The sequence below is a fragment of the Caballeronia sp. LZ028 genome, from assembly GCF_031451415.1.
In the GTDB taxonomy this organism is placed as follows: domain Bacteria; phylum Pseudomonadota; class Gammaproteobacteria; order Burkholderiales; family Burkholderiaceae; genus Caballeronia; species Caballeronia zhejiangensis.
Genome location: NZ_JARUXN010000004.1, coordinates 603713 through 629573 on the forward strand (window position 1 = coordinate 603713; position 25861 = coordinate 629573).

Below are 25861 nucleotides of genomic sequence, written 5' to 3' on the forward strand. Positions count from 1 at the left end.
GCTTTGGTCAGATTGGGGCTGTCTGTGAATGCGCGCAGCCGGTGATAGACTCGCCCGCGAGACGCGCCTTGTAAGCTACCTGAACAACATCGTTCGCGGATGTTGTCCCCGATATCCCATCAGGACTCGATAAATTGCCGTTCAATCTGCCGACCACGGCCACCGCGCCGTTTTGCCCATCGGAAGTCAAAGGCTCCGTCGCCGTTTCGCCGGGCGCGCCGCTATGGAAGAAGCTTCTGCAATTCGCGGGGCCGGGCCTGCTCATTTCCATCGGCTATATGGACCCGGGCAACTGGGCGACGGATATCGAAGCCGGCTCACGCTACGGCTATAGCCTGCTCTTTGTCGTCGTGTTGTCGAGTCTTGCGGCGATGGTGCTGCAATGTCTTTCGATGCGCCTTGGCATCGTCACGGGAAAGGATCTCGCGCAGCTATCGCGTGAGCGTTACGCGAAACCGGTCGCGAGCGTGCAATGGATGCTCGCGGAGTTATCGATCATCGCGTGCGATCTCGCGGAAGTGCTCGGCGGCGCACTCGCGTTTCATTTGCTGTTCGGCGTTTCGCTGATGTGGGGCGTGGTGCTCACCGCATTCGATACGCTCATCGTGCTGGGCCTGAAAGGCAAGAACTTTCGCGATCTCGAAGCCATCATGCTCGGGCTCATCGCGACGATCGGCGTCGGTTATATCGTCGAACTCGTGCTCGTCAAACCGCATTGGCCTTCGGTTGCTGCCGGGCTCGTGCCATCGATTCACGCGTTGAGCGATCGCGAGCCGCTTTATCTCGCGATAGGCATTCTCGGCGCGACCGTGATGCCGCATAACCTGTATCTGCATTCCTCGATCGTGCAGACGCGCGTGGTGAATCGCGATGCGAAGAGCCTTGCATCGGCGATCAATCTTTCGCGGCTCGATACGATCGTGTCGCTCGTTCTCGCGCTGCTGATCAATGCGGCGATCCTGATTCTCGCGGCATCGGCATTTCACGCGACGGGACACACGCAAGTGACCGAGATCGAAGATGCGTACAAGCTGCTTGCGCCTATCGTGGGAACCGGGCTTGCGGCGATTCTCTTCGCGGTGACGCTCTTTGCATCGGGCCAGAGTTCGACGTTCACCGGGACCATTGCAGGGCAGGTCATCATGGAAGGGTTCCTGCAACTGAAAATCCCGTGCTATCAGCGCCGATTCATCACGCGGGCGCTTGCGCTCGTGCCAGCCTTGATCGGCGTGTACGTGATGGGCAACGGCGCGGTCGGCAAGCTGCTCGTCGCGAGTCAGGTCGTGCTGAGCCTGCAACTGCCGTTCGCGCTTTATCCGCTGATCCGGATGACGAGCGATCGCGGCCTCATGGGAGCGTTCGCGAACAAACCGTTCATGAAGCTCCTCGCGTGGGCGCTGTTCGTGGTCATCAGCGCGGCGAACGTCTGGCTCGTGGTGCAGACGGTCGCGGAGTGGCTCGGCTGAAATGAAAAAGCGCCATGCACGATTCGATGTGCATGGCGCTTCGTCAAGCCGCGAGCGTTGTCTACTTCACTACCGCCGCCGGCGCATCCGACTTGACCGAGACCGGCGCGGGAAGCGCCGCTTCGACAGGCCGCGTTTCATCGACCGTGGTTCTGCCGCCATCGCGGAAGAACGCCTGTTCCGCGGCCTTGTTCAGCACGAGAATACTGATCCGCCGATTCGTCGGCTCGTCGACGACATCCTTGTTGAGCGGCAGCACGTCGGACAGTCCGCGCACTTGCAGCACCTTGCTTTCCTTCATGCCGCCCGCGACGAGCGCGCGCCGCGCGGCATTCGCCCGTTCGCTCGAAAGCTCCCAGTTCGAATAGCCCGCCTGACCGCCGGAATAGGGCACCGCATCCGTATGCCCCGCGATCGACACGCGGTTATCGACATCGTTCAGCGATGCGCCGATGTTCGTCAGAATCGTCGTCACATAGCTTTCGAGTCTCGAACTGCCCGATGCGAACATCGGCCGCTTGAGCGAATCGACGATCTCGATACGCAAGCCTTCACTCGTGATCGCGATGCGAATCTGATCCTTGTACGCGCGCAGCGCAGGCGTCTGCTCGATGAGCGCCATCAGCTTCTGCTTGAGTTGCTGCAGCTTGCGCAAGTCGTCCATCGCAACGGCAGCGCGCGCGATCGATTGCGGCACCGGTTGCGTCTGGGTCTTGTTGCCTTCACCCGGACGCGTGCTCGACAGATCCCTGCCGCCGCCCGCGATGACGCTCGTATGCGCCGACGCGCCGCCATCGTTGCCGAACAATGCGGAAAGCGGCGTATTGAAGTATTGCTCGATGCCTTCCTTGTCGTACTTCGATGTCGATCCGAGCAGCCACATCAACAGAAAGAACGCCATCATCGCGGTGACGAAGTCGGCGTAGGCGATCTTCCATGCGCCGCCATGATGGCCGTGTCCGTGCGCCTTCTTCTTGCGCTTGACGACGACAGTCGGCGCAAGCACGGACTGCAGCGGATCGCGTGACGGTTTCTCAGCCATGTGCGTTGGTCCTTTGCGTACCCGATGTCATCACGAAGCCGCCTTCGGCATCTTGGTGGCACGAACCGCGTCGTCGAGTTCCTTGAAGCTCGGACGATCGGCGGTGAAGAGCACCTTGCGGCCGAACTCGACCGCGATCGTCGGCGCATAACCGTTCATCGATGCGAGCAGCACGGACTTCACGCACTGGAACGGCTTCGCTTCGGCCGCGCCCTTCGCGTTGAGCAGGTCCGCGAGCGGGCCGATGAAGCCGTACGCCAGCAGAATGCCGAGGAACGTGCCGACGAGCGCACCCGCGATCATCTCGCCGAGCACGGCGGGCGCGGCGCCGACCGAGCCCATCGTGTGCACGACGCCCATCACCGCGGCGACGATACCGAATGCAGGCAGGCCATCGGCCATTTTCTGAATGGCGTTCGCGGCGATCGAGCTTTCGGTGTGGTGCGTGTCGAGCTCTTCGTCCATCAGATCCTGCATTTCGAGCGCGTTGACATTGCCCGCCGACATCATGCGCAGATAGTCGACGATGAAGTCGAGCAGATGATGATCGGCCATGACGTGCTCGTACTTCTGAAAGACCGGGCTGGACTCGGGCGCATCGACATCGGCTTCGAGCGCCATCATGCCTTCCTTGCGCGCCTTCTGAAGCAGTTCGTAGAGCAATGCGATCAGCGCGAGATATTTCTCTTTCGTGTAGCCGCCGCCCTTGAACGCCTTCGGAATCGATTGCAACGTTTTCTTGAGCGTCGCGGTCGGATTCGACACGACGAACGCGCCGATCGCCGCGCCGAAAATGCACAGCAGCTCGAACGGTTGCACGAGGGCCGCGAGGTGGCCGCCGACGCCGACGAAGCTTCCGATCACCGAGCCGATGACCAACAACCATCCGATGATGACAAACATGATTTCTCCGCAAAAGTCCGGGCGCCGCGGGCCGTGCGTGCTCGGGATTGAGACGCGCACGGCTCGCGACGCATTGTTCGCTTGTTGTTGGACTTATCGGCGCGAAAGTGCCGGAGATTTAGGGTGTCGCGCGCAAGTTTTTCTTCGCAAATGTTTGCGGCGTAAATGTTACGTTCGTGGCGCCGCTTACTTCGCAGGTAATGGATCGCGTGATCATGTTTCGTCTAACATCGGTCGCATGAACTCGACCCTCGTACATCCGGCCGTTCGATCGGACGTCGGCGCGCTATTGCGCGAATGGCGTCAGCGCAGGCGCATGAGCCAGCTCGATCTCGCAGGCGTTGCGGACGTGTCCACGCGTCACCTGAGCTTCGTCGAATCGGGCCGCTCGCTGCCGAGCCGGGACATGCTGATGCGCCTCGCCGAGCAACTGGACGTGCCGCTGCGCGAGCGCAACACGCTGCTCGTCGCGGCCGGTTATGCGCCGCTTTATCGCGAGCGCGCGCTGGCCGATCCGCAGCTTTCCGCTGCCAGGCGTGCTGTCGATCTCGTGCTCAAAGGGCATGAGCCGTATCCCGCGCTCGCGGTCGATCGTCATTGGACGATGATCGCGGCCAACGCGGCTTTCGCGCCGCTCGTCGCATCGGCGGATGCGCAATTGCTCGTGCCGCCGGTCAACGTGCTGCGGCTGTCGATGCATCCGCAAGGTCTCGCCGATGCCATCGACAACTGGCACGAGTGGCGCGCGCATTTGCTCGCGCGCCTGCGCCGGCAAATCGACGTGTCCGGCGATGCGACGCTCGTCGCGCTCTTGGCCGAACTGGAGGCGTATCCCGCGCCGCGTCACGCGACCCACGAGCCGCGCGGCGAGACCGATCCCGTCGTCGTGCCCTTGCGTTTGCGCACGCAGCACGGCGTGCTGTCGTTCTTGAGCACGACGACGGTTTTCGGCACGCCCGTCGACATCACGTTGTCGGAGCTTGCGATCGAAGCCTTCTTTCCCGCCGACGATTCGACCGCCGCCATCCTTCGCGAACTCGCCGACGCAAGACGTTGAGCTTGCGTCGCGCCGCGCATGCTTACAGAATTGAACCTAGTCGACATGCGCGGATCAATGAGAAAGCAGGCTGCGCGCCGCATGGCGCGCAGCCTGTGTCAGCTTTTGTCCAACCAACGCGGAAGGCAGCGATGATTCAAACATTCGAACAAGTGATCGGCGGGCAAACGATGCAGTTTTGCGCCAGCATCGCGGAGGGCGGCGGGCCGCTGCGCGTCATCATCAGCCGTGCGGATTCGGCGGAATCGCTCGTGATCGTCGAAGCGGACGGCATCATCGGCGCGATCAAGGCCGAAGTGGAAGCGCCCGATACGCTCGTCGCCGATGCCGTTCGCAAGGCGCAGCAGGAAGCGCTCATCGAGCGTGCGCTGGAAACCGGCGCGGTGCAGACCACTAGCCTGTAACGCTCTTCGTCCACGAGCATCAGTAAGAATGCCCGCGCCGCTTTCAAGGCCGCGCGGGCATTGCTTTATGCGCGCGATGGCCGCCCGGCGTTCTACATGCGCGGTTCGCCGTTTTTCGGATCGGCGGGCACCATCGGCGTCGCGGAATCCGGGCCGTCAGGCATGTCCGGATCTTCGGGGTTCGGCGCGGCGTCGGGATCGAGCAGCTTGTCCGGGTCCGGTTCGAGCGGCTCCTCGGGGGAGCGGGGCATTGTCGACATGGTGTTGTCCTCAAAAGATTCGCGGCTTTACCTGGGCGTTGCAACGGCCGTTCCCGACGTCCGTCTCTAGGTAACACGTTCTTCGGCGTTCGCGCTCGCCGGATTGTTCACATGACGCGCGATCAACGCGGCGCACAACAGAAGCGCGACGGAGATCGCCGCCGACCAGCGCACCGCATCGACGATCTGGTGCGCGCTCGCCGCGCCGTCGCCATAAGCCGCGAGCGCGCCGAACGCCGCGACGCCGATCGCGCCCGCCGCCTGCCGCGCCGTGTTGAGCACCGCCGACGCCGTGCCCGCACGCGGCTGGCCGACGGTGCCGAGCAGCGCGGTCGTCATCGCCGGGACCGCGAGTCCCATCCCCGATGGAATCAGCAGGAACGGCACGAGCAGCGCGGCCGTGGGCGTCGTCGCATCGACGAAGGCGAGCGCGGCGAAACCGGCGGCGTCGAGCAGCGCGCCGAAGATCATTGGGCCGCGCGAGCCGAAGCGCGCGACGACAGGGCCGCTCGCCAGGTTCGAGATCAGGAATCCGCCCGTCAGCGGCAGGAACGCGAGGCCGGTCTGCAAGGGCGTGTGACCGAGCACGCGCTGCAAATACAGGCTCAGCACGAAGACCATTCCATAGTAGGTGAGATTCACGCCGATACCGAAGGCCACGGCCGCGCTGAACGTGCGCTCGGCGAAGAGCGACAGCGGCAGCATCGGCGTGCGGCTTTCGCGCTCGATCGCGATGAACGCGCCGCCCGCCGCCAGCGCGAGCAGCAAAGCGCCGATGACGAGCGGATGCATCGGTCCGAGCGGGCGCAGTTCGATCACCGCGCCGACGAACGAGGCGAGCGCGACGATCGCCAGCGCCTGGCCGGGCAGGTCGATGCCGCGCGCATGACCGGCATCTTTGGGTCGCGCGTTTTCTATCCACGTGAGCGTCGCGACGATGCCCGCCGCGCAGATCGGCAGATTGACCCAGAAAATGCTGCGCCAGCCGAACGCCGCGATCAGCACGCCGCCGACGATCGGCCCCGCCGCGATCGACACCGCGCCCGCCGCCGTCCACAAGCCGACGGCTCGCGCGCGCAGACGCCGGTCGTGGCCGCACGCCGCGTTCAGCAGCGCGAGCGAGTTCGGCAGCATCGCCGCCGCGCCGACGCCCTGCAAGGCGCGCGCGGCGATGAGTTGCGTCGCGTCGCCGGAAAAGGCGCACGCGAGCGACGCCAGCGCGAACAGCGCGAGTCCGCCGACGAACATGCGCCGCGCGCCGAAGCGGTCGCCGAGCGAACCGGCCGAGAGCATGAGCGCGGCGAAGGCGAGCGCGTAGCTGTCGATGGTCCATTGCAGGCTCGCGACGCTCGCACCCAGATCGTGGCCGATGCTCGCGAGCGCGACATTCACGATCGAGACATCGAGTTGCGAGACGACGAAGCCGACGCTGGTCGCCGTCACGGTGAGCGTCTGCCGTGCGGACAGACGCGTTTCGGATGAAGAAAGATTCGAGTTCATGCCGGCCATCGTAGGCGCGCGGCGCGGCCGATGTTTCGGCGTGGGCCGAAACGTGAAAGCGCAATGAAAAATGGCGCACCGCGTGAACGGTGCGCCACTTCGCGTGTGGAACGCTAACGCCGGATCAGCGCGCCTGCTTGATGAACAACGTCGTCAGCCCGCCGACCGCGCACAGTGCGCCGACGTAGATCGCGGGCGCCATCGGGCTCGATTTCATCATCAGCGAGACGACGATCGGCGTGAGTCCGCCGAACACCGCATACGCGACGTTGTACGAAAACGAGATGCCGGAGAAACGCACGGCCGCGGGGAACGACTTGACCATCACGAACGGAATCGCGCCGATCACGCCGACGAAAAAGCCCGCGAGCGCGTACCACGGCAAAAGCGCGGAGGCATCGGCCGCGACCTGCTGGAACATCATCCAGTACGTGACGGCGAGCGCCACGCCGCCGACGAAGATCGTCTTGCCCGCGCCGATGCGGCCCGCGATCGCGCCCGCCAGCACGCAGCCGATCGTGAGACACAGCGTCGCCGCGCAGTTCGCGACGAGCACCGTCGCCGGCGCGATGTGGAACTGCTTCTGCAGCAGCGTCGGCGTCATCAGGATCACGACGACGATCGCGGCGGAAAGCATCCACGTCAGCAGCATCGACACGATGACGGCGCGGCCGTGATCGCGCAGCACGGCCTTGAGCGGAAGTTCCGCGGCGAGCGACTTGCGCTTCTGCAACTCGGCGAACACCGGCGTTTCATGCAGCCAGCGACGCAGATACACCGAGCACAGACCGAAGATGCCGCCGAGCAGGAACGGCAGGCGCCACGCGAAATCGGCGACTTCGGCCGGCGCGAACGCCTTGTTGATGCCCGTGGCGATCAGCGAGCCGAGCAGAATGCCCGCCGTCAGGCCGGCCGTGAGCGTGCCGCACGCATAGCCGATATGACGCCCCGGCACATGCTCCGACACGAACACCCACGCGCCCGGCACTTCGCCGCCGACCGCCGCGCCCTGCATCACGCGGAACACGAGCAGCAGGACGGGCGCCATCAGGCCGATCGACGCGTACGTGGGCAGGAGGCCCATCAGGAGCGTCGGCACGGACATCAGCAGCACGGAAAGCGTGAACATGCGCTTGCGTCCGAGCAGATCGCCGAAGTGCGCCATGATGATCCCGCCGAGCGGGCGCGCGAGATAACCCGCCGCGAAGATGCCGAAAGTCTGCAATTGACGCAGCCAGTCAGGAATCGACGGCGGAAAGAACAATTGGCCGATGACCGGCGCGAAGAACACGAAGATGATGAAGTCGTAGAACTCGAGCGCGCCGCCGAGCGCGGCGAGCGTGAGCGTCTTGTAATCGCCGCGCGTGAGCGCACGGCCGGCCGCGCGCGGGGCGTCGGACAGAGGTGTTGCCTGCATCGGAAAAGAACCCGTAAGTGGAAAAGCCACGCATGACGCGCGGTAGAACGAGGCTTTGCCCTGCGGGAGTGACTAAACGCGCCGGGTGGACGCGAAGCGAAGGCCCGGGCGCGGAACGCGAACGATCCGGGCCGGAAGCCAGCGGGCGCGGATTCGAAAGCCGCTGCCCGTCATCCGCGCTGCGCGATGCGACGGACAGTCGCGGCGCAGCTTGCTACGCGACGTCTCGGTAAAACGGCGGAAGCGGGAACTTTTGAGCCAAACACGGCATGTTACAGGATGAAAACGCGCGCAAAAGCGAAAAGCCGTTCTAATTTCGAGATGGTTGCGCGCATCAGACGCCGCCCGTTCCGGGCGCTAGGCAGTCACATGCGTTGACAATTCGGATGAGTCCGATGGGAAAGGGTCGCATCGCTGCCCAGAATTCGCAGCTTGTAAATCCCCGTCTCATCCCGCGACGAGACGCCCGGCGGGCGCCGCAAAACGGCCTCCGCTTCATGTCCCTTGGACTCATCAGGTAAGACACTATGCGCGTCGCCGTTTTGCAAACCGACCCCAGTTATCGAAATCTCATCAGCGATGTCGTCAAACGACTCGGCCACACTTGCGTGACTTTCGGCGATGGCCTCGTGCTGTCGAAGGCGCTGTCCCGCTCCACGGTCGATCTGCTGATTCTCGACTGGAATTCCACGGGCCTCTGCGGCCTCGATCTGCTGAAATCCGTGCGCTCGAGCTTCGGCGAACGCGTGCCGGTCATGTTCGCGACGCCGGACGGCGCCGAACACAACGTTGTCTGCGCGCTCACCGCCGGCGCGGACGATTTCGTCGTGTATCCGATCCGCCCGGGCGAGTTCGGCGCGCGCGTCGAAGCGCTCTTGCGCCGCGCGTATCCCGCGACGTCGAGCGCATGCCTCGAAGTCGGGCCGTATCGTTTCGACGCACGCCAGCAAACCGTCACCGTGCGCGGCAAGCCGGTGCAGTTGAGCGGCACGCAATTCCGTCTCGCGCAGCTTTTCTTCTCGAACATCGGCCGCGTGCTGTCGCGCGATCATATTTTCGCTATGGTCTGGGGACGCGAGTTCCGCGAAACGACCCGCACGATCGACAGCCACGTTTCGCGCCTGCGTCTCGCGCTGGAAATCGAGCCGGTCAACAACTTCCGCCTGCAGCCGGTGTACAAGAGCGGTTACCGTCTGCTGCATCTCTACGATGAAGGCGCGGATTCGGATGGCGGTCTCACCGATCCCGCGCCTGCGCAGATCGCGGCCTGAAGCCGATCAAAAAGCAAATGCCGCCGGTTGACAAACCGGCGGCATTTTTCATTTCGCGCGCGTCTTAAAGCGCCGGCAATGCGGGGCGCGTCTCGATGCTCCGGCGAATCAGCGTTTCGACTTCCTTGCGCTCATCGCCGGCGAGCGGCAGGCGCGGCGGACGCACCGGCTCCGTGCCCAGACCGACGATCGCCTCGGCGAGCTTGATGTTCTGCACGAGCTTGTGCGACACGTCGAGCGCGAGCAGCGGCGCGAACCAGCGATAGATCGCGCGCGCTTCCTCGACACGCCCCGCGCGAATCAGCTTGCTGATCGCGACCGTTTCGCGCGGGAACGCGCACACGAGACCCGCGACCCAGCCGTGCGCGCCCATCAGCATCGCTTCCATCGCGAGATTGTCGACGCCGCAAAAGATCGCATAGCGGTCGCCCGTTTCGTTGATGAGATCGGTGATGCGGCGCACGTCGCCGCTCGATTCCTTAATCGCCGCGAACTTCTTGTCTTCGGCAAGTTCGGCGAACATCTTCGGCGTGACATCGACGCCATAAGCGAGCGGATTGTTGTAGACCATCAGCGGCAGCGGACTGGCATCGGCGACCATGCGGAAATGATTGAGCGTCTCGCGCCGGTCCGACAGATAACGCAAACCCGGCAGCACCATATAGCCCGCCGCACCGTGGCGCGCGGCGCGCTCGGCCTGGCGGCAGCCGTCGAGCGTGCTGTTCTCGGCGATCGTCAGGAGCACCGGCACGCGGCCGCGTGCGGCGTCCACGGCGATGTCGAGCACGTCGAGCTTTTCGTCCAGCGATAACGTCGATGCTTCGCCGAGCGAGCCGCACACGATGATGCCGTCCACGCCCGCTTCGATCTGCGCGTCGATGTTCTTCGCGGTCCACGCACGGTCTATGCTGAAATCGGCGTTGAACTTGGTGGTCACGGCGGGCATCACGCCTTCCCAGATATGCGTCACGGCGGCTCTCCGAAATTGATTGGACGGTACGCAGTGTAAGCACCGAAAAATCAGGCGTCTTGCGTGATTCGCGCGCGCCGCGTGCCGATTTCGGCATAGCCGTTTCGCACCGCGAAAAGCCCCTCCGGACGACCTTCGATTATGCCGATTTCGTCATCCAAACCGTCCAGCCGCGTCAAGACGCCCGGCGTACGCGTTTCTACGATAGCGGCATGAAAACCATCGACATCATCGACTCGCATACGGGCGGCGAACCGACGCGCCTCGTGATCGCGGGCGGCCCCGATCTGGGCAACGGCACACTCGTGCAACGGCTCGACGCGTTTCGCACGCGCTTCGATGACTGGCGCCGCGCCATCGTCACGGAGCCACGCGGCTCGGACGTGATGGTCGGCGCGTTGCTCTGCGAACCGGACGATCCCGCAGCCGCGGCGGGCGTCATCTTCTTCAACAACGTCGGCTATCTCGGCATGTGCGGGCACGGCACGATCGGGCTCGTCGCGTCGCTCGCCCATGCGGGCAGGATCGCGCCGGGGCGGCATCGGATCGATACGCCCGTCGGGCCCGTCGATGCGACGCTGCACGAGAACGGCAGCGTCAGCGTGCGCAACGTGCCGGCGTATCGGCATCGGCGGGCGGTATCGGTCGATGTGCCCGGCCACGGCACGCTCACCGGCGACGTCGCGTGGGGCGGCAACTGGTTCTTTCTCGTCGCGGATCACGGTCGCGAACTGGTGCCCGCGCGCATCGCCGAGCTGACCGCGTTCACCGAGGCGATCCGCGATGCCTTGCATGCGCAGGGCATCACCGGCGCGGACGGCGCGTTCATCGACCATATCGAACTGTTCGCGGATTCGCCCGTCGCCGGCGTCGACAGCCGCAATTTCGTGCTGTGTCCGGGCAGCGCCTACGACCGTTCGCCGTGCGGCACCGGAACGAGCGCCAAGCTCGCGTGCCTCGCGGCGGACGACGCGCTCGCGCCGGGCGAAATCTGGCGCCAGGAGAGCATCATCGGCAGCGTGTTCGAGGGCAGTTACGCGCTCGACGGCGACGCGCTGATCCCGACGATCACCGGTTACGCGCACGTCATGTGCGAAGGACGGCTCGTGTTCGACGCGCGCGATCCGTTCAGCAAAGGCATATGACGGCGGACGTGATCGTCGTCGGCGGCGGGATTGTCGGGGCGGCGTGCGCAGCCGAGCTTGCCGCGCGCGGCATGACGGTCGATGTGCTCGACGCGGGCGGCATCGGCGGCGGCGCGACGGCGGCGGGCATGGGCCATATCGTCGTGATGAACGATTCGCCCGCCGAATTCGCGCTGGCGCGGGCTTCGCGCGAACTGTGGCTCGCGCTCGGCCCGCAACTGCGCGAGCGCGATGCGTTCTCGCGCTGCGGCACGCTCTGGATCGCGGAAGACGACGAGGAACTCGACGCCGCGCGCGCGATGCGCGACGCATTCGCCGCGGCGGGCGTGCGCGCGCATATGGTCGACCGCGCCGCGCTGCGCGAATCCGAGCCGTCGGTGAGCCACGCGATGCAAGGCGGCCTGCTCATCGACGACGACGCGATCGTCTACGCGCCCGCCGCCGCGCAATGGCTGCTGGCGAGTTCGACGCGCATTCGCGTATCGACCGGCTGCGCGGTGCATTCCGTCGATGCCGCCGGCGCGCACGCGCGCGTCACGCTCGCGAATGGTGAACGACGAACGGCTGCGCACGTGGTCATCGCCAACGGGCTCGCCGCGCCGGATCTGATCGCGGGCCTGCCGCTCGACGCGAAGAAGGGGCATCTGCTCATCACCGATCGTTATCCGGGCACGGTTCGTCATCAGGTGCTGGAGCTCGGCTATATCAAGAGCGCGCATCACGCGCGCGGCACGTCGGTCGCGTTCAATGCGCAGCCGCGTCCGACCGGGCAAGTGCTGATCGGGTCGTCGCGTCAATTCGGCACGCTCGATCCCGCCGTCGAAATGAACGTGCTCGCGATGATGCTCGCGCGCGCGACGCGCTATCTGCCGGGAATCGGCGGGCTCGATGCGATTCGCGCGTGGACCGGTTTTCGCGCCGCCACGCCCGACGGCTTGCCGCTGATCGGACCGGCGCGTTTCCCCGGCGACCGGCTGTGGCTCGCGGCGGGTCACGAAGGGCTCGGCGTGACGACGTCGCTCGGCACCGCGAAACTCCTCGTCGCGCAGATGCTCGGCGAGCCGCTTGCATTCGATATGCCCGACATGAACGCTTTCTGCCCGCAACGATTCGCGCCGGAGCACGCCGATGGCTGAGCGCGTGCGCGTCATCATCGACGGCGAATCGCTCGACGTGCCCGCGTTCGCGACCGTCGCGGCCGCGATCGCGATGCGGGGCATTCGTGGCACGCGGCGCTCTGTCACCGGCGAGCCGCGCGCCGCGCTGTGCGGCATGGGCGTGTGTCACGAATGCCGCGTGACGGTCGATGGCCGCGCGCATGTGCTCGGCTGTCAGACGCTTTGCCGCGACGGCCTGTCGATCGAGACGACGCGATGAACATCGAACGAGTGGACATCGCGATCGTCGGCGCGGGACCGGCGGGCTTGAGCGCGGCGCGAATGGCGGCGCGAGCGGGCGGGCGCGTCGCGCTCATCGACGACAATCCGCGCGCTGGCGGCCAGATCTGGCGGCAAGGTCCGACGCAAGCGCCCGCCGCGCCATTGCGCCAATGGCTCGACGAAACGCGCTCGCACGCGAAGCTGATCGTGATGAACTCGACGAAGGTCGCGGCAGCGCCCGGCGACAAACGGCTGCTGCTCGAACGCGACGGCGCGCCGCTCGTGCTCGCGTATTCGAAGCTCATCCTCGCGACCGGCGCGCGCGAGCGGCTGCTTCCTTTCGACGGCTGGACCTTGCCCGGCGTGACCGGTGCAGGCGGCTTGCAGGCGCTCGTCAAAGGCGGCATGCCGGTGCCTGGCGAGCGCATCGTCGTGGCGGGCAGCGGGCCGCTGTTGCTCGCCGCCGCCGATACCGCGCGTCGTCACGGTGCGCGCGTCGTCGCGGTCGTCGAACAGGCGCCGTTCGCGCGGGTCGCACGATTCGTCGCGTCGCTGGCGCTGACGCCGGGAAAGCTGGCGCAGGCCGTCGCGCTCGGCGTCGCGTGTTACCGGACGGGCAGCGTCGTCGTGAAGGCGCATGGAAGCGCGCGCGTGGAGGCGGTCACGATCCGCACGCGCGGGCGCGATGAAACGCTCGAAGCGGATCGCATCGCGTGCGGTTTCGGACTCGTGCCGAACACGACGCTCGCGCTTGCACTCGGCTGCTCGACGAATGAATGCGACGGCGCGATCCACGTCGACGGCGCCCAGCGAACCTCTCAGCGAGACGTATTCGCGGCGGGCGAATGCGCGGGCATCGGCGGGATGGAGCTCGCGCGCGTCGAAGGCGCGATCGCGGCGCAGGCGGCGCTCGGCGTCGCCATCGATGCGCGTTTGGTGCGCGAACGCGATCGCTGGCGTGCCTTCGCGCGACGCGTCGCACGTACGTTCGAACTCGGCGCCGACGCCCGCGCGATGCCATCGCCGGACACGTTGCTGTGCCGCTGCGAGGATGTTTCAATCGGCGAAGTCGCCTCATACGCAAACTGGCGCGATGCCAAATTGCAGACGCGTTGCGGCATGGGGCCGTGTCAGGGGCGCATCTGCGGCGAGGCGGCGTCGGTCCTGTTCGGATGGCCGCGTGCGGTGGCGCGTCCGCCGTTCGCGCCGGTTTGCATCGACACGCTGATCGCTGCGGGCGAACTGACCGAAACGCGTCATTTCTAGTGGGGCCAGCGCCAATTTTGTCCGCGTATTGGCGCTCCTATAATCGGTCGCCAGAATCCACCGAGCGCAACCGACACCCGCACGCATGACGATCGCACCACCTCCGGCATCGACGCTCGCCGACATGCTCGCGCATTTCGCGCTGCTCGCGCCGGTCTTCGACGCGATGCCCGACATCGTGTTCTTCGTGAAGGATCGCGAGGCGCGCTACGCGATGGTCAATCGCACGCTCGCGCGCCGCTGCGGTCACAAGGACGACAAATCCGCGCTGCTCGGCAAGACCGCCGAGGACGTATTCCCGCGTCGCTTCGGGCGCATCTACACGGCGCAGGATCAGGCGATCATCGCGCAGGGACATCAGCTGATCGATCAGCTCGAACTGCATCTGTATCCGGGGCGCGAGCCCGGCTGGTGCATGACGTGCAAGCAGCCGCTGCACGATACGCAGGGACATATCGTCGGGCTCGCGGGCATTTCGCGGGATCTGCAAGCGGCCGAAGGCACGCATCCCGCGTACAGCCGGCTCGCGGCGGTCGTGCAGCACATTCAGGAAAATTACGTGCAGCCGCTCAACATGCGGCAGCTCGCGCAGATGGCGAACATGTCCATCGCGCAACTGGAGCGTTACTTTCACAAGGTCTTTCATCTGACGCCGCGCCAGGTGCTGTTGAAAACGCGGCTCGACGCGGCCACTGCGCTCCTCGTCTCGCAGGAGAAAGTCACCGATGTCGCCGCGCTGTGCGGGTACACCGATCACAGCGCCTTCACGCGCCAGTTCAAGGCGACGGTCGGCCTCACGCCGAGCGAATATCGCGCGCTGCTGCAGGCGGGCACGTCGAGCGCCTCGCGCCCCGATTCCATCCGCGAGACAAACGTCTGATGGGAAAACAGGGCACGGCCGATGCCGGAATTACACGATCGTGCGCGTGTGACGAGCGTTTGGGCGAGGCGGATCGGCCGGGAGGCCCGCGCGACGCGGCGCTTGCGGCGAAAGATGCAAACCGGTCCGGTTTTTGCTCCTTTAGGCACGCTGCAACCGGGCGATTTTTCGCGTCGGCGCAGTCACAAACCGCGAGGCGTTCCGCACCGGCGTACGCGCGGCATAAAAAACGGTGCGTTCGGAATTCCCGCCGCGTTCTCGTGTCAATCAGTGCGCGCTACCGCGCGCGCGGCGGAAAGAGCTGGAGACCGACGCGAGAATTCCGTTTTTGGCAGTAGAAAAGAACATCATGAACGAAGTGGCAAGACTGGGGCATATGCGGATCGTCCTCATCGAAGACGATCCCGAGAGCAGAGCGTCGCTGCAGACGTTGCTGGAAGAAGAGGGTGCCGAAGTCATCGCCGTAGCCGACGCCGAAGACGGCGCGCAAGCGGCGATCGAGCATCTTCCGGATGCGGTGATCTGCGATCTCGACCTTCCCGAGATGGACGGTTTCTACCTCGTCCAACGTTTGCGGGATCACGAAATACGCGGAAATCTGCCGCCGTCCGTGGCGATCGCGCTGACGGGGCACGGCGGCGAGGAATACCGATTACGCAGCATCGGCGAAGGCTTTCAGCATTTCATGACGAAGCCGGTGCATCCCGACGAACTCGTCACGCTGATCCAGGACGCGGCTCGGGCCCGTGTGGTGATGTGATGTGATGTGAGTCGCGCGGGCCGCCATCGACGGCGGCCCGGAACGCCTAGGACCGGTCGCGGTTGCGCGCCCGCGTCGCGCCCGTGATGACGGCGATGCCCAGCATGATGACGGCCACGATCATGATCGTGTGCTGCGAGACGTGCATCGCCACGAGCGCCCACGACACGCCGCCAATGAAAATCAGCCAGCCTACGAGATAAATGATCAGCGTCATCGACTTCTCCTTTTTCGTTGTGTGTTAGAAATCGTTGCGCGGCCTTCATCGAAGGGCCGTAAGCTTTCGACGCCCGGCCGCGCATCAGTTCGCTGGATGCAAGTGGCGTACCGCGAGCGGCATCGTCGAATATGAAGAAGAGTCCAGGCATGCTGACCGTTCATCATCTCAACAATTCCCGCTCGCAGCGCGTGCTGTGGATGCTCGAAGAACTCGGCGTCGAATACGAGCTGAAGCGCTATCAGCGCGACCCGCGCACGATGCTCGCGCCTGCCGAGTTGCGCGCGGTGCATCCGCTCGGCAAATCGCCCGTCGTGACCGTCGATGGCCTCACGCTCGCCGAGTCGGGCGCGGTCATCGAATATCTCGTCGAACGGTACGGCGAAGGCCGTTTCGCGCCGCCGCCCGGCACGACGCCCGAACGCGTGCGCTACAACTACTGGATGCATTACGCCGAAGGCTCCGCGATGCCGCCGCTCCTGCTCAAGCTCGTCGCGCGGCGGCTGGAGAGCGCGAAAATGCCGTTCTTCGCTAAGCCGATCGCAAGGCGCATCGCGCAGACGATGCAGAGCAGTTTCATCGATCCGCAACTGCGTTTGCATTTCGGCTATATCGATGCCGAACTGGCAAAGTCGCCGTGGTTCGCCGGCGATTCGTTCACCGCCGCCGATGTGCAAATGAGCTTTCCCCTCGAAGCCGGCAGCGCCCGCGCGGGCGCGAAGTCGATGCCGCATATCCGCGCCTTTCTCGAACGCATTCACGCGCGTCCGGCATATCAGCGCGCGCTCGAAAAAGGCGGCCGATACGATTACGCAAGCTAGCCATCCGGCCTATTGCGGGAACGGTAAGCGCGTTGCGTACAATGACTCGGACGCAATCACTCAGCCCAAAGGCGACGCATGGCCCGAATCGTTCCCGACGACTGGAAGAACCTCGAAGCGACCGGCGCGGCGGCGCGCGAACTCGAAACGCTCGCGCGCCTCGAAAAGCTGCCCGACGACTACACGGTCTATCACGGCGTGCACTGGACTCGCGTCAACGAAGGATTTTCGGTCTTCGGCGAGGCGGATTTCGTAGTCGTCGCGCCGTCCGGCCGCGTGCTGATGATCGAGCAGAAGGCCGGTTTTCTGCGCGAGACGGGGCAAGGTCTCGTCAAGGTCTATTTGCAGAAAGAGCGCAACGTCGCCATTCAGCTCGCGCGCACGCTGGAGAACCTGCATCGGCGGTTCACGGCGGCGTTCGGCGCGGGCACGTACCGGATCGAGGAACTGCTTTACTGCCCCGATTACACCGTCAAGAACACGGCGATCGCGGGCGTGTCGCCGGCGCGCATCGTCGATGCGAGCCGCAAGTCGCAGCTTGCGTGCGTCGTGCTCGAAATCCTGCCGCCGGACGAGCCGCGCTTCGAATCGGCGGCGCGCATCCATCATTTTCTCGCCGACGAACTTTCGCTCACGCCCGATACCAACGCGCTCGTCGGTGCGGCGAACACGCTCGTCACGCGTCTGTCGGGCGGGCTCGCGACGTGGGCGCGGCGGCTCGAATTCGAACCGTTCCGTCTGCGCGTGATCGCGACCGCGGGCGCGGGCAAGACGCAACTCGCCGTGCGCGTGATGCGCGACGCGCTCGCGCAGGGCAAGAGCGTGCTCTACGTGTGCTTCAACCGGCCGCTCGCCGACCATATTCGTGCGATCGCACCGAAAGAGGCGAAGATCGCGAATTACCATCAGTTGAGCGCGGCCGTCGCGCGCGATGCGGGCAGTCCGCCGGACTTCAGTCAGCCGAATGTCTTCGCGACGCTCGAAGATCGCTTCGCCGCCGTGCCCGTGCCCGAGCAATGGAAGACCGATGTGCTCATCGTCGATGAAGGCCAGGATTTTCAGGCGGCGTGGGTCGAGGCGCTCGAACGTCTGCTGAATCCTGAAGGCGCGTGGTGGTGGCTCGAAGATCCGATGCAGAACCTGTATTTGCGCGAGCCGGTGCCGCTGCCGGGCTGGACGATCCTGCGCGAAACGACGAACTATCGCAGCCCGCGCGATCTGCTCGGTTTCATCCGCAAGGTCGTCGGGCCAGATGTGCGGCTCGATGCGGGCAGTCCCTTCGACGGCTCCGACGTGAGCGTTTCGACCTACGCCGACGGGCATCCCGAGGAAATCATCGAGGCGACCAAGCGCGCGATCACGCACGCGTTGTCGCTCGGCTTTCGCAAGCAGGACATCGCGGTGCTGTCGTTCCGGGGCCGCGAGGGTTCGGCGCTCACTGCCGTCGATCACCTCGGCCCGCATCGGCTGCGCGCCTTCACCGGAACGTACGATCTGTTCGGCAACCCGGAGTATCGCGAGGGAGACGTGCTGCTCGAATCGATCTATCGCTTCAAGGGGCAATCGGCGCCCTGCGTGATTCTCACCGAAGTCGATTTCGACGCGCTCGACGAGCAGGCCGCGCGCAAGATCTTCGTCGGCGCGACGCGGGCGACGATGAAGCTGATCGTCGTCGCGTCCGAGCGCGCGGCCCGGGCGATCGAAGCCTTGCAATAGCGGATGGCCGTCATCCGCACCGAATCCCCGTTGCGCGCACACGCCGCGCGACCCTGGTTTCGCCGGCTCTGGTATGCGGCGCTGATCGCGCTCGCGGTCGCGCCGCCGATCGGCGCGGTCGGCTATATGCTGTATTCGGGTCTGGTTGCGCGCGAGACGCATCGGCTCGTTCTGCCTTACGACGTGTACTGGGACGCGGCGCAGTTTCAGATCGCGTACGCGCGCTTCGAAAATCACGTTCTGCTGTATCGCAATGGCATCGACGAGGACGCGGGGGGCGTGCGCGCGAGCTATCGGCTGCTGCGGGCGCGGCTCAGGCAGGTGTCGGAATCGGCGGGTGTGTCGGACGATCATCAGGCGCTGCTGAACCGGCAGCGCGAGATTCTGCGTCAGTTGCAAACGGCGCTCGATTCCATTCAAGGCGATATCGACGGATTGCAGAGCGAGCACCAGCGCACCCTGCGCGTGATCGGCGTATTGCGGCAGAACGCGCCCGTCGTCGCGGAACTGGCGGGCGGGCGTCGGCTGATGGATGTCGCGGAGCGCGAGGCGATCGTGCGCGATTTCGAGGCGAAGCGCCGCTATCTGATTTACGGCGGCGTGCTGCTCGGCCTGCTCTCGGCGGCGGCGACGATCCTGCTGCTCTTGAACGGCTATCGGCGCACGCGCCTTATCGAACAGCAGCGCGCGGCGCTGGCGGCGGAGCATCAGGCGACGCGCGCGGCGCGCGAGGCGGGCGTCGCGAAAGACACGTTCCTCGGCATGATCAGCCACGAGCTGCGCACGCCGCTGCATGCGATCGTCTCGTCGGTCGAATTGCTCGGGCTGAACGCGCGCGGCGACGCCGACCGCAAGATCATGCAGCGTCTGGAAGCGGGCGCGCGTCATCTCGAAGCGCAGATGCGTGATCTGACCGATTACGCGCGTCTCGGCGCGGGCAAGCTCGAACTGCGCATGGCCGTGTTCGATCCGGTCGAATTGCTCGAATCCATCGTCGATGCGAACACACCCGCCGCGAGCGCGAAGGGCCTGGCGTTGCGCGGCGATTATGCGGGCGAGCGCGGCCCGATCGAATCCGATCCGCATCGGGTGCGGCAGATCGTGACGAATCTCGTGACCAACGCGATCAAGTACACCGAAGCGGGTTCCATCGACGTGCATTTCGCGCGCACGGAGAAGCGCCTCGACATCTCCGTGATCGATACGGGGCCGGGCATTTCCCGCGAGCAGTTGCCGCTCATCTTCCAGGAATTCACGCAGCTCGATTCATCGAGCACGCGGCGCTTCGACGGCGCGGGAATGGGCCTCGCGGTCGTGCGCGGGCTGGTCGAGCTGCTCGGCGGGAAGATCGAGGTTTCGAGCGAAGTCGGGCAGGGCGCGGCGTTTCGCGTGAGCCTGCCGGCGGTCGCGGCGCGTCATGTGCCCCGGCGTGAGCCGGAAGCCGATGCGCCCGAGTTGCGCAAGTCGCGCGTGCTCGTGATCGACGACCACGAGTCGATCCGCGATTCTCTGATGGAAATGCTCACGCATCTCGGCTATTACGCGGTCGCGCTGCCGGATGTCGACAGCGCGCTCGCGTGGCTGCGCGCGAACGACGCCGACGTGATCCTCGCGGACCTGCATATGCCGGGCAAGGACGGCTATTCGTTCGCGAACGAGTATCGTGCGCGCAGTGCGCCCGGCGCGAGCGTGCCGATCATCGCGGTGAGCGCGTACGCGCCCGAACTGGTGGATCCGAGCGCGGCCGTGCTGTTCTTCGACTATCTGCTGAAGCCGGTGCGCTACGAGGTGCTGAAGGGCGCGGTGCATCGCGCGGTGACGGTGCGCCGGCGCGTCAGCTAATTGCGCATCAGCCGCTTGGAGAGATCGGCGACGAGAATGCCGAGCCTCGCGGGCTTCTCGAAACACGTCGCGTTGTAGTCGCGGATGACCTGGCTGATTTCCGATTCGCTCGCCTTGCCCGTGGTGAGCTCGCCCGTCAGCACGAAAACCGGCGCGTCCGGATTGTCCGACTCGCGCACCGCGCGGATCGCATCCGCCGACGTATGCACGCCGAACAGCCAGTCGATCACGACGGCATCGAACACTTGCGTCTGCAGCGCTTCGAGGAACGCGTCGAGGCCGTAGAAGGCCATCGCCGCGAATCCGGTGGCTTCGAGATAGTCGTGCAGATTGTCGGCCGAGGCGTGATCGTCGTCGACCACGGCGATGATGGGTTTGTCGGTATCCGGCCGGCGCGGCTGGATTTCGATCTTGTGGACGTCGCTGGCTTCGTGCAGCAGCACGCCTTCGTGCTTGGTGACGATCCAGCGATTGTTGAGTTTCTGCGCGATGAAATCCGGACGGCTGCCCGCATCGAGCGCGTTGCCGACCCACGCCATGCAGGGAATTTCCACCGAACCGAGCTTGAGGACGGCGTCGTGCGCGGTGCCTTCGGTTTCGTCGGGGCGCGTGTTGATCGAATCGAAGAGCTTGAGCGCGGGTTCGTCGAAGGCATCGGCGACGCGGCGAATCTGCGCGAGCGTCCACGGACTGTTCCCGCGCAGTTTCCGGTGGCCCTGCGAGAAGCTCAGGTCGAGAATGCGGCACAGCTCCGCTGTCTGCTGACGCTTTCCGATGCCGTGACGGCCCATGAGTTCGCGCACGCGTTCAGCGACGGCGAGGGATTCCGATGAAGACGTTTCAGTGACCATACAGCCAGTCGGATGCGTGAGAGTGGGACCGCGAGGGGCGTGAATCGGCGCGGGCCGGGCAGCCCATGCGCAGCCGATCCGACATTGTAAATGGCGCGGGTCCGCGCGCTCAAAATTGTCTCGATGGAACTCATTGATTCTAGTGATGAAACATTCCGCTACGCGAGCGCCGATACCAGCTCGCGCGTCGGCTTGGACATGGCGGGAATCTCGTCGAGCAAGGTCGAAAGCTGGCTTTCGGCATCGCGTCCGCTGAATTCGCGCAAGGTCGCGAGCAACGTCCGCCACGGCGCGGGCCAGCGGGTTTCGCGCACGCAGCGGCCATTCGCGTCGGTGATCCGCAGCAGCGTGGTGTCGGGGAAGTAGGTCAGCGTGACGGGCTTTCCGTCCAGTACGCAGGTAGCGGTGCAGGCTTTCGGTGTGAACATGCTTTTCCAGGTTGATTCGGTGTCGGGATCGACGGCTGGTGCATGTAGCAACGGCCGTGCCTGGCACCACGATCCGGTGCGAATACGCACGCTCATCGAATCAAACAGGGTGAAAGTTCGCGAACATTGAACGGAGTATTGTCGATTTTCACGACAATTGGCGGCTTTACGCGGGATACACTGCGAGCATCATCGAATGGAGGTTGCCGTGCTCGTTGCTGCTTTCGTCATTTGCCCGCTCGGCGTGGCCGCGCTTTTCGGATTCGCGCTTTTTGCCGATAAGCATTTCAAGGATTCGGTCGCCATGCCGCGCGGCCACGTTTCCGGGATGGAAAGGCCCGAGCGCCGGCAAACGCACTGAGGGGCGAGGGAATCGAGATTTCTTCACGCCCAACGAGATATTTTGATTTTCGATGGATTTTTGGCGTTTGACTCGAGAAATCTTAACTTTCCGAGTCTGCCGCCCTGCTTGCGAACGCACCGTGCACCACTTCCTCGATTCGGTCGAGTACGGGGCGAGGAAGGTGCTGATACTGCTTCCTGCGATGCGCCGACAGGACCCCCTTGTTCGAGTGAACCATCCGAATGAGCGCTGAAAGATCTTTTCGCGGCAAGTCGAACTCGTCGTTCAGTTGCGCAAAAGCGGCGTCGTAGCCCTGAAGCCACGCGATCTCGCGCGGAATTTCCTCGCGCACGGCCTCCTTGATCATCGCGTGCAGAAACGCGACTTCACGATCCGCGTTGAAGAACCGATACGCGCGGCTCGAAGGCGCACTCAGTACGAGCGGCTCCGTCTCTACGCGACGGTAATTCCACAGTCGCGTGACCGGGCGCGAGAACGCCGTCAGCACGGCGTGGTAAGCCGGAATGTTTCGCTCCATCACAGCCGACACCGGAATCACGGTATCCTCGCCTAGCACGCCCGAGCGCGCAAGCACGTGCTGGATGAGAAATCGATGCAGCCGGCCGTTGCCATCGAAGAACGGATGCAGATAAACGAAGCCGAAGGCCGCGCAGGCGGCCTTCACGAGCACATCGGGGCACCGTTTCCGATCGTTGACGAAGGCTTCCCAATCGGTCATCACGCGTCGAAGATCGTCAACCGGCGCGGGAAAGAAGTCGATCCGGCCCGCAGCGTCCTCCAGCCAGTTTTGTCTCGTCCGATACGACGCTTCCTGGCTATACACGTCCCGCACGATCACGTTTTGCAACTGCACCAGCCATTCTTCGTCGATCTTCGCAGGCTCGCCCGCGCGCTTCAGAAGCTGCACAAAACGCTCTTGCTTGTCGGAGCTGGGGGTTTCGGATTCGATCGCGTAGCTGCCGCGCGTCTCCGATAAATACAGAAAAGCGAGCGCGCGCTTGTACAGATCGGGGTCCTGCATCGCGTCGAGCGCGCTTTGCGCTTCCAGAAGCAGGTCTCTCAAGGGCGGATCGTCCGGAATCGCGGCGCGGTGCACGACCGGACAAAACCACGGTGTGCCCGGCGCGTTATTGCGCACGCGGTAGCGAGGCGAATTCACGGGCTGCGGCGCCGTGTAATAGACATCGGGCGCAAAGAGATCGACGTAACCGCCGCGGACGCTCACGCCCGCATCCAGTGCCTTGCCGGTCAGCCATTCCCACAGGAAACAGGCGCGGCGAATCTGCTCGCCGGAAGGCGTCGCGCGCAGACGGGCGATGAGTTCTTCCGGCTCGATATGCTCGAACGCGGCATCGATAATCTCGAGATTCACGCCTTCGTGGCGTAGCGCGAATTCCAAGTGACCGACGGGCGTATCGTCGAACGCCACGCTGTTTGGAAACAGAATATGGCTCTCGCTGTCGACGCGCCGGTTTACCGACGAACTGGCGTACGCCAGCCTCCGCGGCGGCGTTACGCGCAGTTCGCCGATGGCGATGAGTCGGGAATAACCGATCGGTGTCATCGAGATTTCTTAACGTTTATCGAGAAATTATAACTTTAGGCGCGTTTCCGCGATTCGTATCGAGAAATCTTAACCCCCGCCCGCTTCGACTCGGCCACCGATCCGATTTTGCTATCGAACGATCGCCCTTTCGAATTGTTGCGCTATTGCCGCCGGACTATAGTGCCTCTCACGGCATGACCATCCAAAGCAACGAACAACGAAAGGAGACACATCCATGAACCGTATCGACCTGGCGAACCGCGTCGTGATCGTCACGGGCGGCGCGCGCGGCATCGGCCTCGCTGTGGCGGAACGCGCGCTGCAGTCCGGCGCCGAGGTATCGCTCTGGGATGTCGACGGCGAGCGCCTCGCCCGCACGAGCGCCGAGCTCGCGGCAAAGTACAGGGAGCGCAAAGTCAGCGACGCGGTCGTCGAACTGACCGAAGAATCCTCCGTCGATGCAGCCGTGAACAAGGCGCTGGCGGCGCACGGCAAGATCGACGTGCTCGTCAACAACGCGGGCATCACCGGTGGCAACGGCACGACCTGGGAACTCGCGCCCGACGTATGGCGGCGCGTGATCGATGTCAATCTGATCGGGCCGTACCTGACGTGCCGCGCCGTCGTGCCTCACATGCTGAAGTCGGGCTACGGGCGCATCGTCAATATCGCGTCGATCGCGGGCAAGGAAGGCAATCCGAACGCGTCGCACTACAGCGCGTCGAAGGCCGGGTTGATCGGGCTCACGAAATCGCTCGGCAAGGAACTCGCGGGCAAGAACATCCTCGTGAACGCCGTCACGCCCGCCGCTGCCAAGACCGAAATCTTCGATTCGATGTCGCAGCAGCACATCGACTACATGCTCTCCAAAATTCCGATGAACCGCTTCCTGATGCCGGAAGAAGCTGCGTCGCTGATTCTGTGGCTCGCGTCCGAGGACTGCGCGTTCAGCACCGGCGCGGTGTTCGATCTGTCGGGCGGACGCGCGACGTACTGAAACGCATCATCGGGAGACTCACATGAACCATTCCGCACAGGCGGAAGGCGCGGTCACGTCGCGTGTCATGCGCCGGCTGCTGCCGTTTCTGCTGCTCATGTACGTGCTCGCGTTTCTGGACCGCGCGAATATCGGCTTTGCTCAAAAGGCGCTGCAGCAGGACACCGGCCTCACGAACGCCGCGTTCGCCTTCGGCGCGGGCGTGTTTTTCGTCGGCTATGCGATTTTCGAAGTGCCGAGCAATCTGCTGTTGCATCGCGTCGGCGCAAAGCTGTGGATGTGCCGGATCATGGTGACGTGGGGCCTCGTCTCCGCGGCGATGGCCTTCGCGCATAACGCCACGACGTTCTATACCCTGCGCTTCCTGCTCGGCGTGGCGGAGGCGGGCTTCTTTCCCGGCATCGTCTATTACCTCACGCGCTGGTTTCCGCAATCGTCGCGCGCGCGTGCGCTCGGCGTGTTCTATTTCGGCGCGCCGCTCGCGTTCATCTTCGGCGCGCCGCTGTCCGGTCTGCTGCTCGATCTGCACGGCGCGTTCGGCCTGAAAGGGTGGCAATGGCTCTTTCTGGTCGAAGGACTGCTCGCGTCGATCGTCGGCGTGTGGGCGTTCTGGTATCTCGACGACGATCCCGCGAAAGCCCGCTGGCTTACGCCCGATCAGCGCGCGCTGCTCGCCAGCCGCCTCGACGACGATGCGCGCGCGGCGTCGTCGCACGGACCGCGCAGTGTGCTCGCGTCGCTCGTCGATCCGCGCGTGCTCGTGCTCTGTTGCGTGTACTTCCTGATTCAGGCGGCGGTGTACGGCGTCGTGTTCTATCTGCCGCAACAGGTGTCGGCGCTGCTCGGCGCGAAAGTCGGATTTCGCGTGGGACTGGTGACGGCGCTGCCGTGGATGGCCGCCGTGATCGTGACGTGGATCGTGCCGCGCTACGCCGATCGCACCGGCCGGCATCGCGTGTGCGCGGTCGCGCTGCTCGCGATGTCGGGCGTCGCGATCGCCGTGTCGGGCATCGCGGGATCGCCGGTCGTGTCGCTGATCGCGCTGTGCTGCGCGGCGAGCGGCTTCATCGCCGCGCAACCGCTCTTCTGGACCTTTCCGACGCGTTATCTCACGGGCGCGGCCGCCGCGGCGGGCATCGCGCTCATCAATTCGCTGGGCGGACTCGGCGGCTTCTTCGCGCCGATGGCCCGCACCGCCGCCGAAGCCGCGTTCCATTCGGCGAGCGCGGGGCTGATGGTGCTGGCGGGCGCGAGCGTGCTCGCGGCGCTTGTCATCGTCGTGCTGGTGCGCGTGCCCGAACGTCATTCGATTACGCGCGGCGAAACCGCCAGCGCATCCTGAACAGAAAGAACAGAGAA

At 64.8% G+C, this 25861-nt stretch carries 26 protein-coding genes; 16 read left to right on the forward strand and 10 right to left on the reverse strand.

From position 1 onward, the window contains the following. Positions 1-134: 134 nt before the first annotated feature. Complete coding sequence (locus QCE58_RS25525) at positions 135-1466, forward strand: Nramp family divalent metal transporter (RefSeq protein ID WP_250521617.1); 1332 nt, start codon at positions 135-137, stop codon at positions 1464-1466. A 61-nt stretch (positions 1467-1527) separates the two neighbouring features. Here QCE58_RS25525 and motB read toward each other — a convergent pair whose 3' ends face one another. Next, entirely contained in the window at positions 1528-2508 is a 981-nt protein-coding gene (motB, locus tag QCE58_RS25530; protein WP_008353578.1) for a flagellar motor protein MotB, read from the reverse strand. Between the two features lie 30 nt (positions 2509-2538). Continuing rightward, positions 2539-3411: a flagellar motor stator protein MotA gene (gene motA, locus QCE58_RS25535; protein WP_008353577.1), complete on the reverse strand. Its 873-nt coding sequence runs from the start codon at positions 3409-3411 to the stop codon at positions 2539-2541. Positions 3412-3649: 238 nt separating this feature from the next. Here motA and QCE58_RS25540 point away from each other — a divergent pair, with 238 nt between their 5' ends. Together QCE58_RS25540 and QCE58_RS25545 are read left to right on the forward strand one after the other, a co-directional pair. Further along, positions 3650-4468, forward strand: coding sequence for a helix-turn-helix domain-containing protein (locus QCE58_RS25540; RefSeq protein ID WP_175979224.1), 819 nt, complete (start codon positions 3650-3652; stop codon positions 4466-4468). A gap of 131 nt (positions 4469-4599) precedes the next feature. After that, entirely contained in the window at positions 4600-4872 is a 273-nt protein-coding gene (locus QCE58_RS25545; protein WP_008353575.1) for a hypothetical protein, read from the forward strand. A 92-nt stretch (positions 4873-4964) separates the two neighbouring features. Here QCE58_RS25545 and QCE58_RS25550 read toward each other — a convergent pair whose 3' ends face one another. The 3 genes from QCE58_RS25550 to QCE58_RS25560 all read right to left on the reverse strand — a co-directional run bounded on the left by QCE58_RS25550 (position 4965) and on the right by QCE58_RS25560 (position 8049). Next, complete coding sequence (locus QCE58_RS25550; protein WP_008353574.1) at positions 4965-5132, reverse strand: hypothetical protein; 168 nt, start codon at positions 5130-5132, stop codon at positions 4965-4967. Between the two features lie 66 nt (positions 5133-5198). Continuing rightward, positions 5199-6641 (reverse strand): MFS transporter, encoded by a 1443-nt coding sequence (locus tag QCE58_RS25555; RefSeq protein ID WP_250521618.1) that lies wholly within the window; start codon positions 6639-6641, stop codon positions 5199-5201. 115 nt (positions 6642-6756) lie between these two features. Then, positions 6757-8049 carry an MFS transporter gene (locus QCE58_RS25560; protein ID WP_250521619.1) on the reverse strand — a complete coding sequence of 431 codons (1293 nt, stop codon included), beginning with the start codon at positions 8047-8049 and terminating at the stop codon, positions 6757-6759. Positions 8050-8576: 527 nt separating this feature from the next. Here QCE58_RS25560 and QCE58_RS25565 point away from each other — a divergent pair. After that, a complete protein-coding gene (locus QCE58_RS25565) occupies positions 8577-9320 on the forward strand; it encodes a response regulator transcription factor (protein ID WP_008353569.1) in 744 nt (247 codons plus the stop codon). A gap of 64 nt (positions 9321-9384) precedes the next feature. Here the strand turns inward: QCE58_RS25565 and QCE58_RS25570 are convergent, their stop codons facing one another. Next, the gene (locus QCE58_RS25570) at positions 9385-10290 is read right to left on the reverse strand and encodes a dihydrodipicolinate synthase family protein (protein WP_008353567.1); all 906 of its coding nucleotides are present in this window, start codon (positions 10288-10290) and stop codon (positions 9385-9387) included. A 212-nt stretch (positions 10291-10502) separates the two neighbouring features. Here QCE58_RS25570 and QCE58_RS25575 point away from each other — a divergent pair, with 212 nt between their 5' ends. The 6 genes from QCE58_RS25575 (at position 10503) to QCE58_RS25600 (ending at position 15720) form a co-directional block, all read left to right on the forward strand. Continuing rightward, positions 10503-11435, forward strand: coding sequence for a 4-hydroxyproline epimerase (locus tag QCE58_RS25575; protein ID WP_250521620.1), 933 nt, complete (start codon positions 10503-10505; stop codon positions 11433-11435). Further along, complete coding sequence (locus QCE58_RS25580) at positions 11432-12571, forward strand: FAD-binding oxidoreductase (RefSeq protein ID WP_250521621.1); 1140 nt, start codon at positions 11432-11434, stop codon at positions 12569-12571. The genes QCE58_RS25575 and QCE58_RS25580 overlap by 4 nt, the downstream gene beginning before the upstream one ends. Further along, on the forward strand, positions 12564-12812 hold the full coding sequence (locus tag QCE58_RS25585; RefSeq protein WP_008353563.1) for a 2Fe-2S iron-sulfur cluster-binding protein: 249 nt from the start codon (positions 12564-12566) through the stop codon (positions 12810-12812). Before QCE58_RS25580 ends, QCE58_RS25585 begins: the two co-directional genes overlap by 8 nt. Further along, positions 12809-14080 (forward strand): FAD/NAD(P)-binding oxidoreductase, encoded by a 1272-nt coding sequence (locus QCE58_RS25590; RefSeq protein ID WP_250521622.1) that lies wholly within the window; start codon positions 12809-12811, stop codon positions 14078-14080. The genes QCE58_RS25585 and QCE58_RS25590 overlap by 4 nt, the downstream gene beginning before the upstream one ends. Positions 14081-14165: 85 nt before the next feature. Then, the gene (locus QCE58_RS25595) at positions 14166-14960 is read left to right on the forward strand and encodes an AraC family transcriptional regulator (RefSeq protein WP_008353561.1); all 795 of its coding nucleotides are present in this window, start codon (positions 14166-14168) and stop codon (positions 14958-14960) included. A gap of 349 nt (positions 14961-15309) precedes the next feature. Continuing rightward, positions 15310-15720, forward strand: coding sequence for a response regulator (locus QCE58_RS25600; RefSeq protein ID WP_051079069.1), 411 nt, complete (start codon positions 15310-15312; stop codon positions 15718-15720). A 46-nt stretch (positions 15721-15766) separates the two neighbouring features. Here QCE58_RS25600 and QCE58_RS25605 read toward each other — a convergent pair whose 3' ends face one another. Beyond that, positions 15767-15937, reverse strand: a complete 171-nt coding sequence (locus tag QCE58_RS25605) for a hypothetical protein (protein WP_008353559.1) — start codon at positions 15935-15937, stop codon at positions 15767-15769. Between the two features lie 149 nt (positions 15938-16086). Here QCE58_RS25605 and QCE58_RS25610 point away from each other — a divergent pair, with 149 nt between their 5' ends. The 3 genes from QCE58_RS25610 to QCE58_RS25620 all read left to right on the forward strand — a co-directional run bounded on the left by QCE58_RS25610 (position 16087) and on the right by QCE58_RS25620 (position 20316). After that, entirely contained in the window at positions 16087-16758 is a 672-nt protein-coding gene (locus QCE58_RS25610; protein WP_250440545.1) for a glutathione S-transferase, read from the forward strand. Positions 16759-16836: 78 nt separating this feature from the next. Then, positions 16837-18474 (forward strand): ATP-binding domain-containing protein, encoded by a 1638-nt coding sequence (locus QCE58_RS25615; RefSeq protein WP_250521623.1) that lies wholly within the window; start codon positions 16837-16839, stop codon positions 18472-18474. 3 nt (positions 18475-18477) lie between these two features. Beyond that, positions 18478-20316, forward strand: coding sequence for an ATP-binding protein (locus tag QCE58_RS25620; RefSeq protein WP_250521624.1), 1839 nt, complete (start codon positions 18478-18480; stop codon positions 20314-20316). On the opposite strand, the gene QCE58_RS25625 is transcribed toward QCE58_RS25620, so the two are convergent. Both QCE58_RS25625 and QCE58_RS25630 read right to left on the reverse strand, forming a co-directional pair. Further along, on the reverse strand, positions 20313-21167 hold the full coding sequence (locus QCE58_RS25625) for a helix-turn-helix domain-containing protein (RefSeq protein WP_008353552.1): 855 nt from the start codon (positions 21165-21167) through the stop codon (positions 20313-20315). The two genes, QCE58_RS25620 and QCE58_RS25625, sit on opposite strands and share 4 nt — an antisense overlap. Before the next feature lie 158 nt (positions 21168-21325). Continuing rightward, positions 21326-21595 (reverse strand): hypothetical protein, encoded by a 270-nt coding sequence (locus QCE58_RS25630; protein ID WP_250521625.1) that lies wholly within the window; start codon positions 21593-21595, stop codon positions 21326-21328. A gap of 196 nt (positions 21596-21791) precedes the next feature. On the opposite strand from QCE58_RS25630, the gene QCE58_RS25635 reads away from it, so the two are divergent. Continuing rightward, positions 21792-21956 (forward strand): hypothetical protein, encoded by a 165-nt coding sequence (locus QCE58_RS25635; RefSeq protein WP_160172889.1) that lies wholly within the window; start codon positions 21792-21794, stop codon positions 21954-21956. An 82-nt stretch (positions 21957-22038) separates the two neighbouring features. Here the strand turns inward: QCE58_RS25635 and QCE58_RS25640 are convergent, their stop codons facing one another. After that, positions 22039-23523: a Fic family protein gene (locus QCE58_RS25640; protein ID WP_250521626.1), complete on the reverse strand. Its 1485-nt coding sequence runs from the start codon at positions 23521-23523 to the stop codon at positions 22039-22041. Positions 23524-23740: 217 nt separating this feature from the next. Between QCE58_RS25640 and QCE58_RS25645 the strand changes: the two genes are divergently transcribed. Then, complete coding sequence (locus QCE58_RS25645) at positions 23741-24502, forward strand: SDR family NAD(P)-dependent oxidoreductase (protein WP_250521627.1); 762 nt, start codon at positions 23741-23743, stop codon at positions 24500-24502. 22 nt (positions 24503-24524) lie between these two features. Further along, complete coding sequence (locus QCE58_RS25650) at positions 24525-25844, forward strand: MFS transporter (protein ID WP_250521628.1); 1320 nt, start codon at positions 24525-24527, stop codon at positions 25842-25844. Positions 25845-25861: the final 17 nt, after the last annotated feature.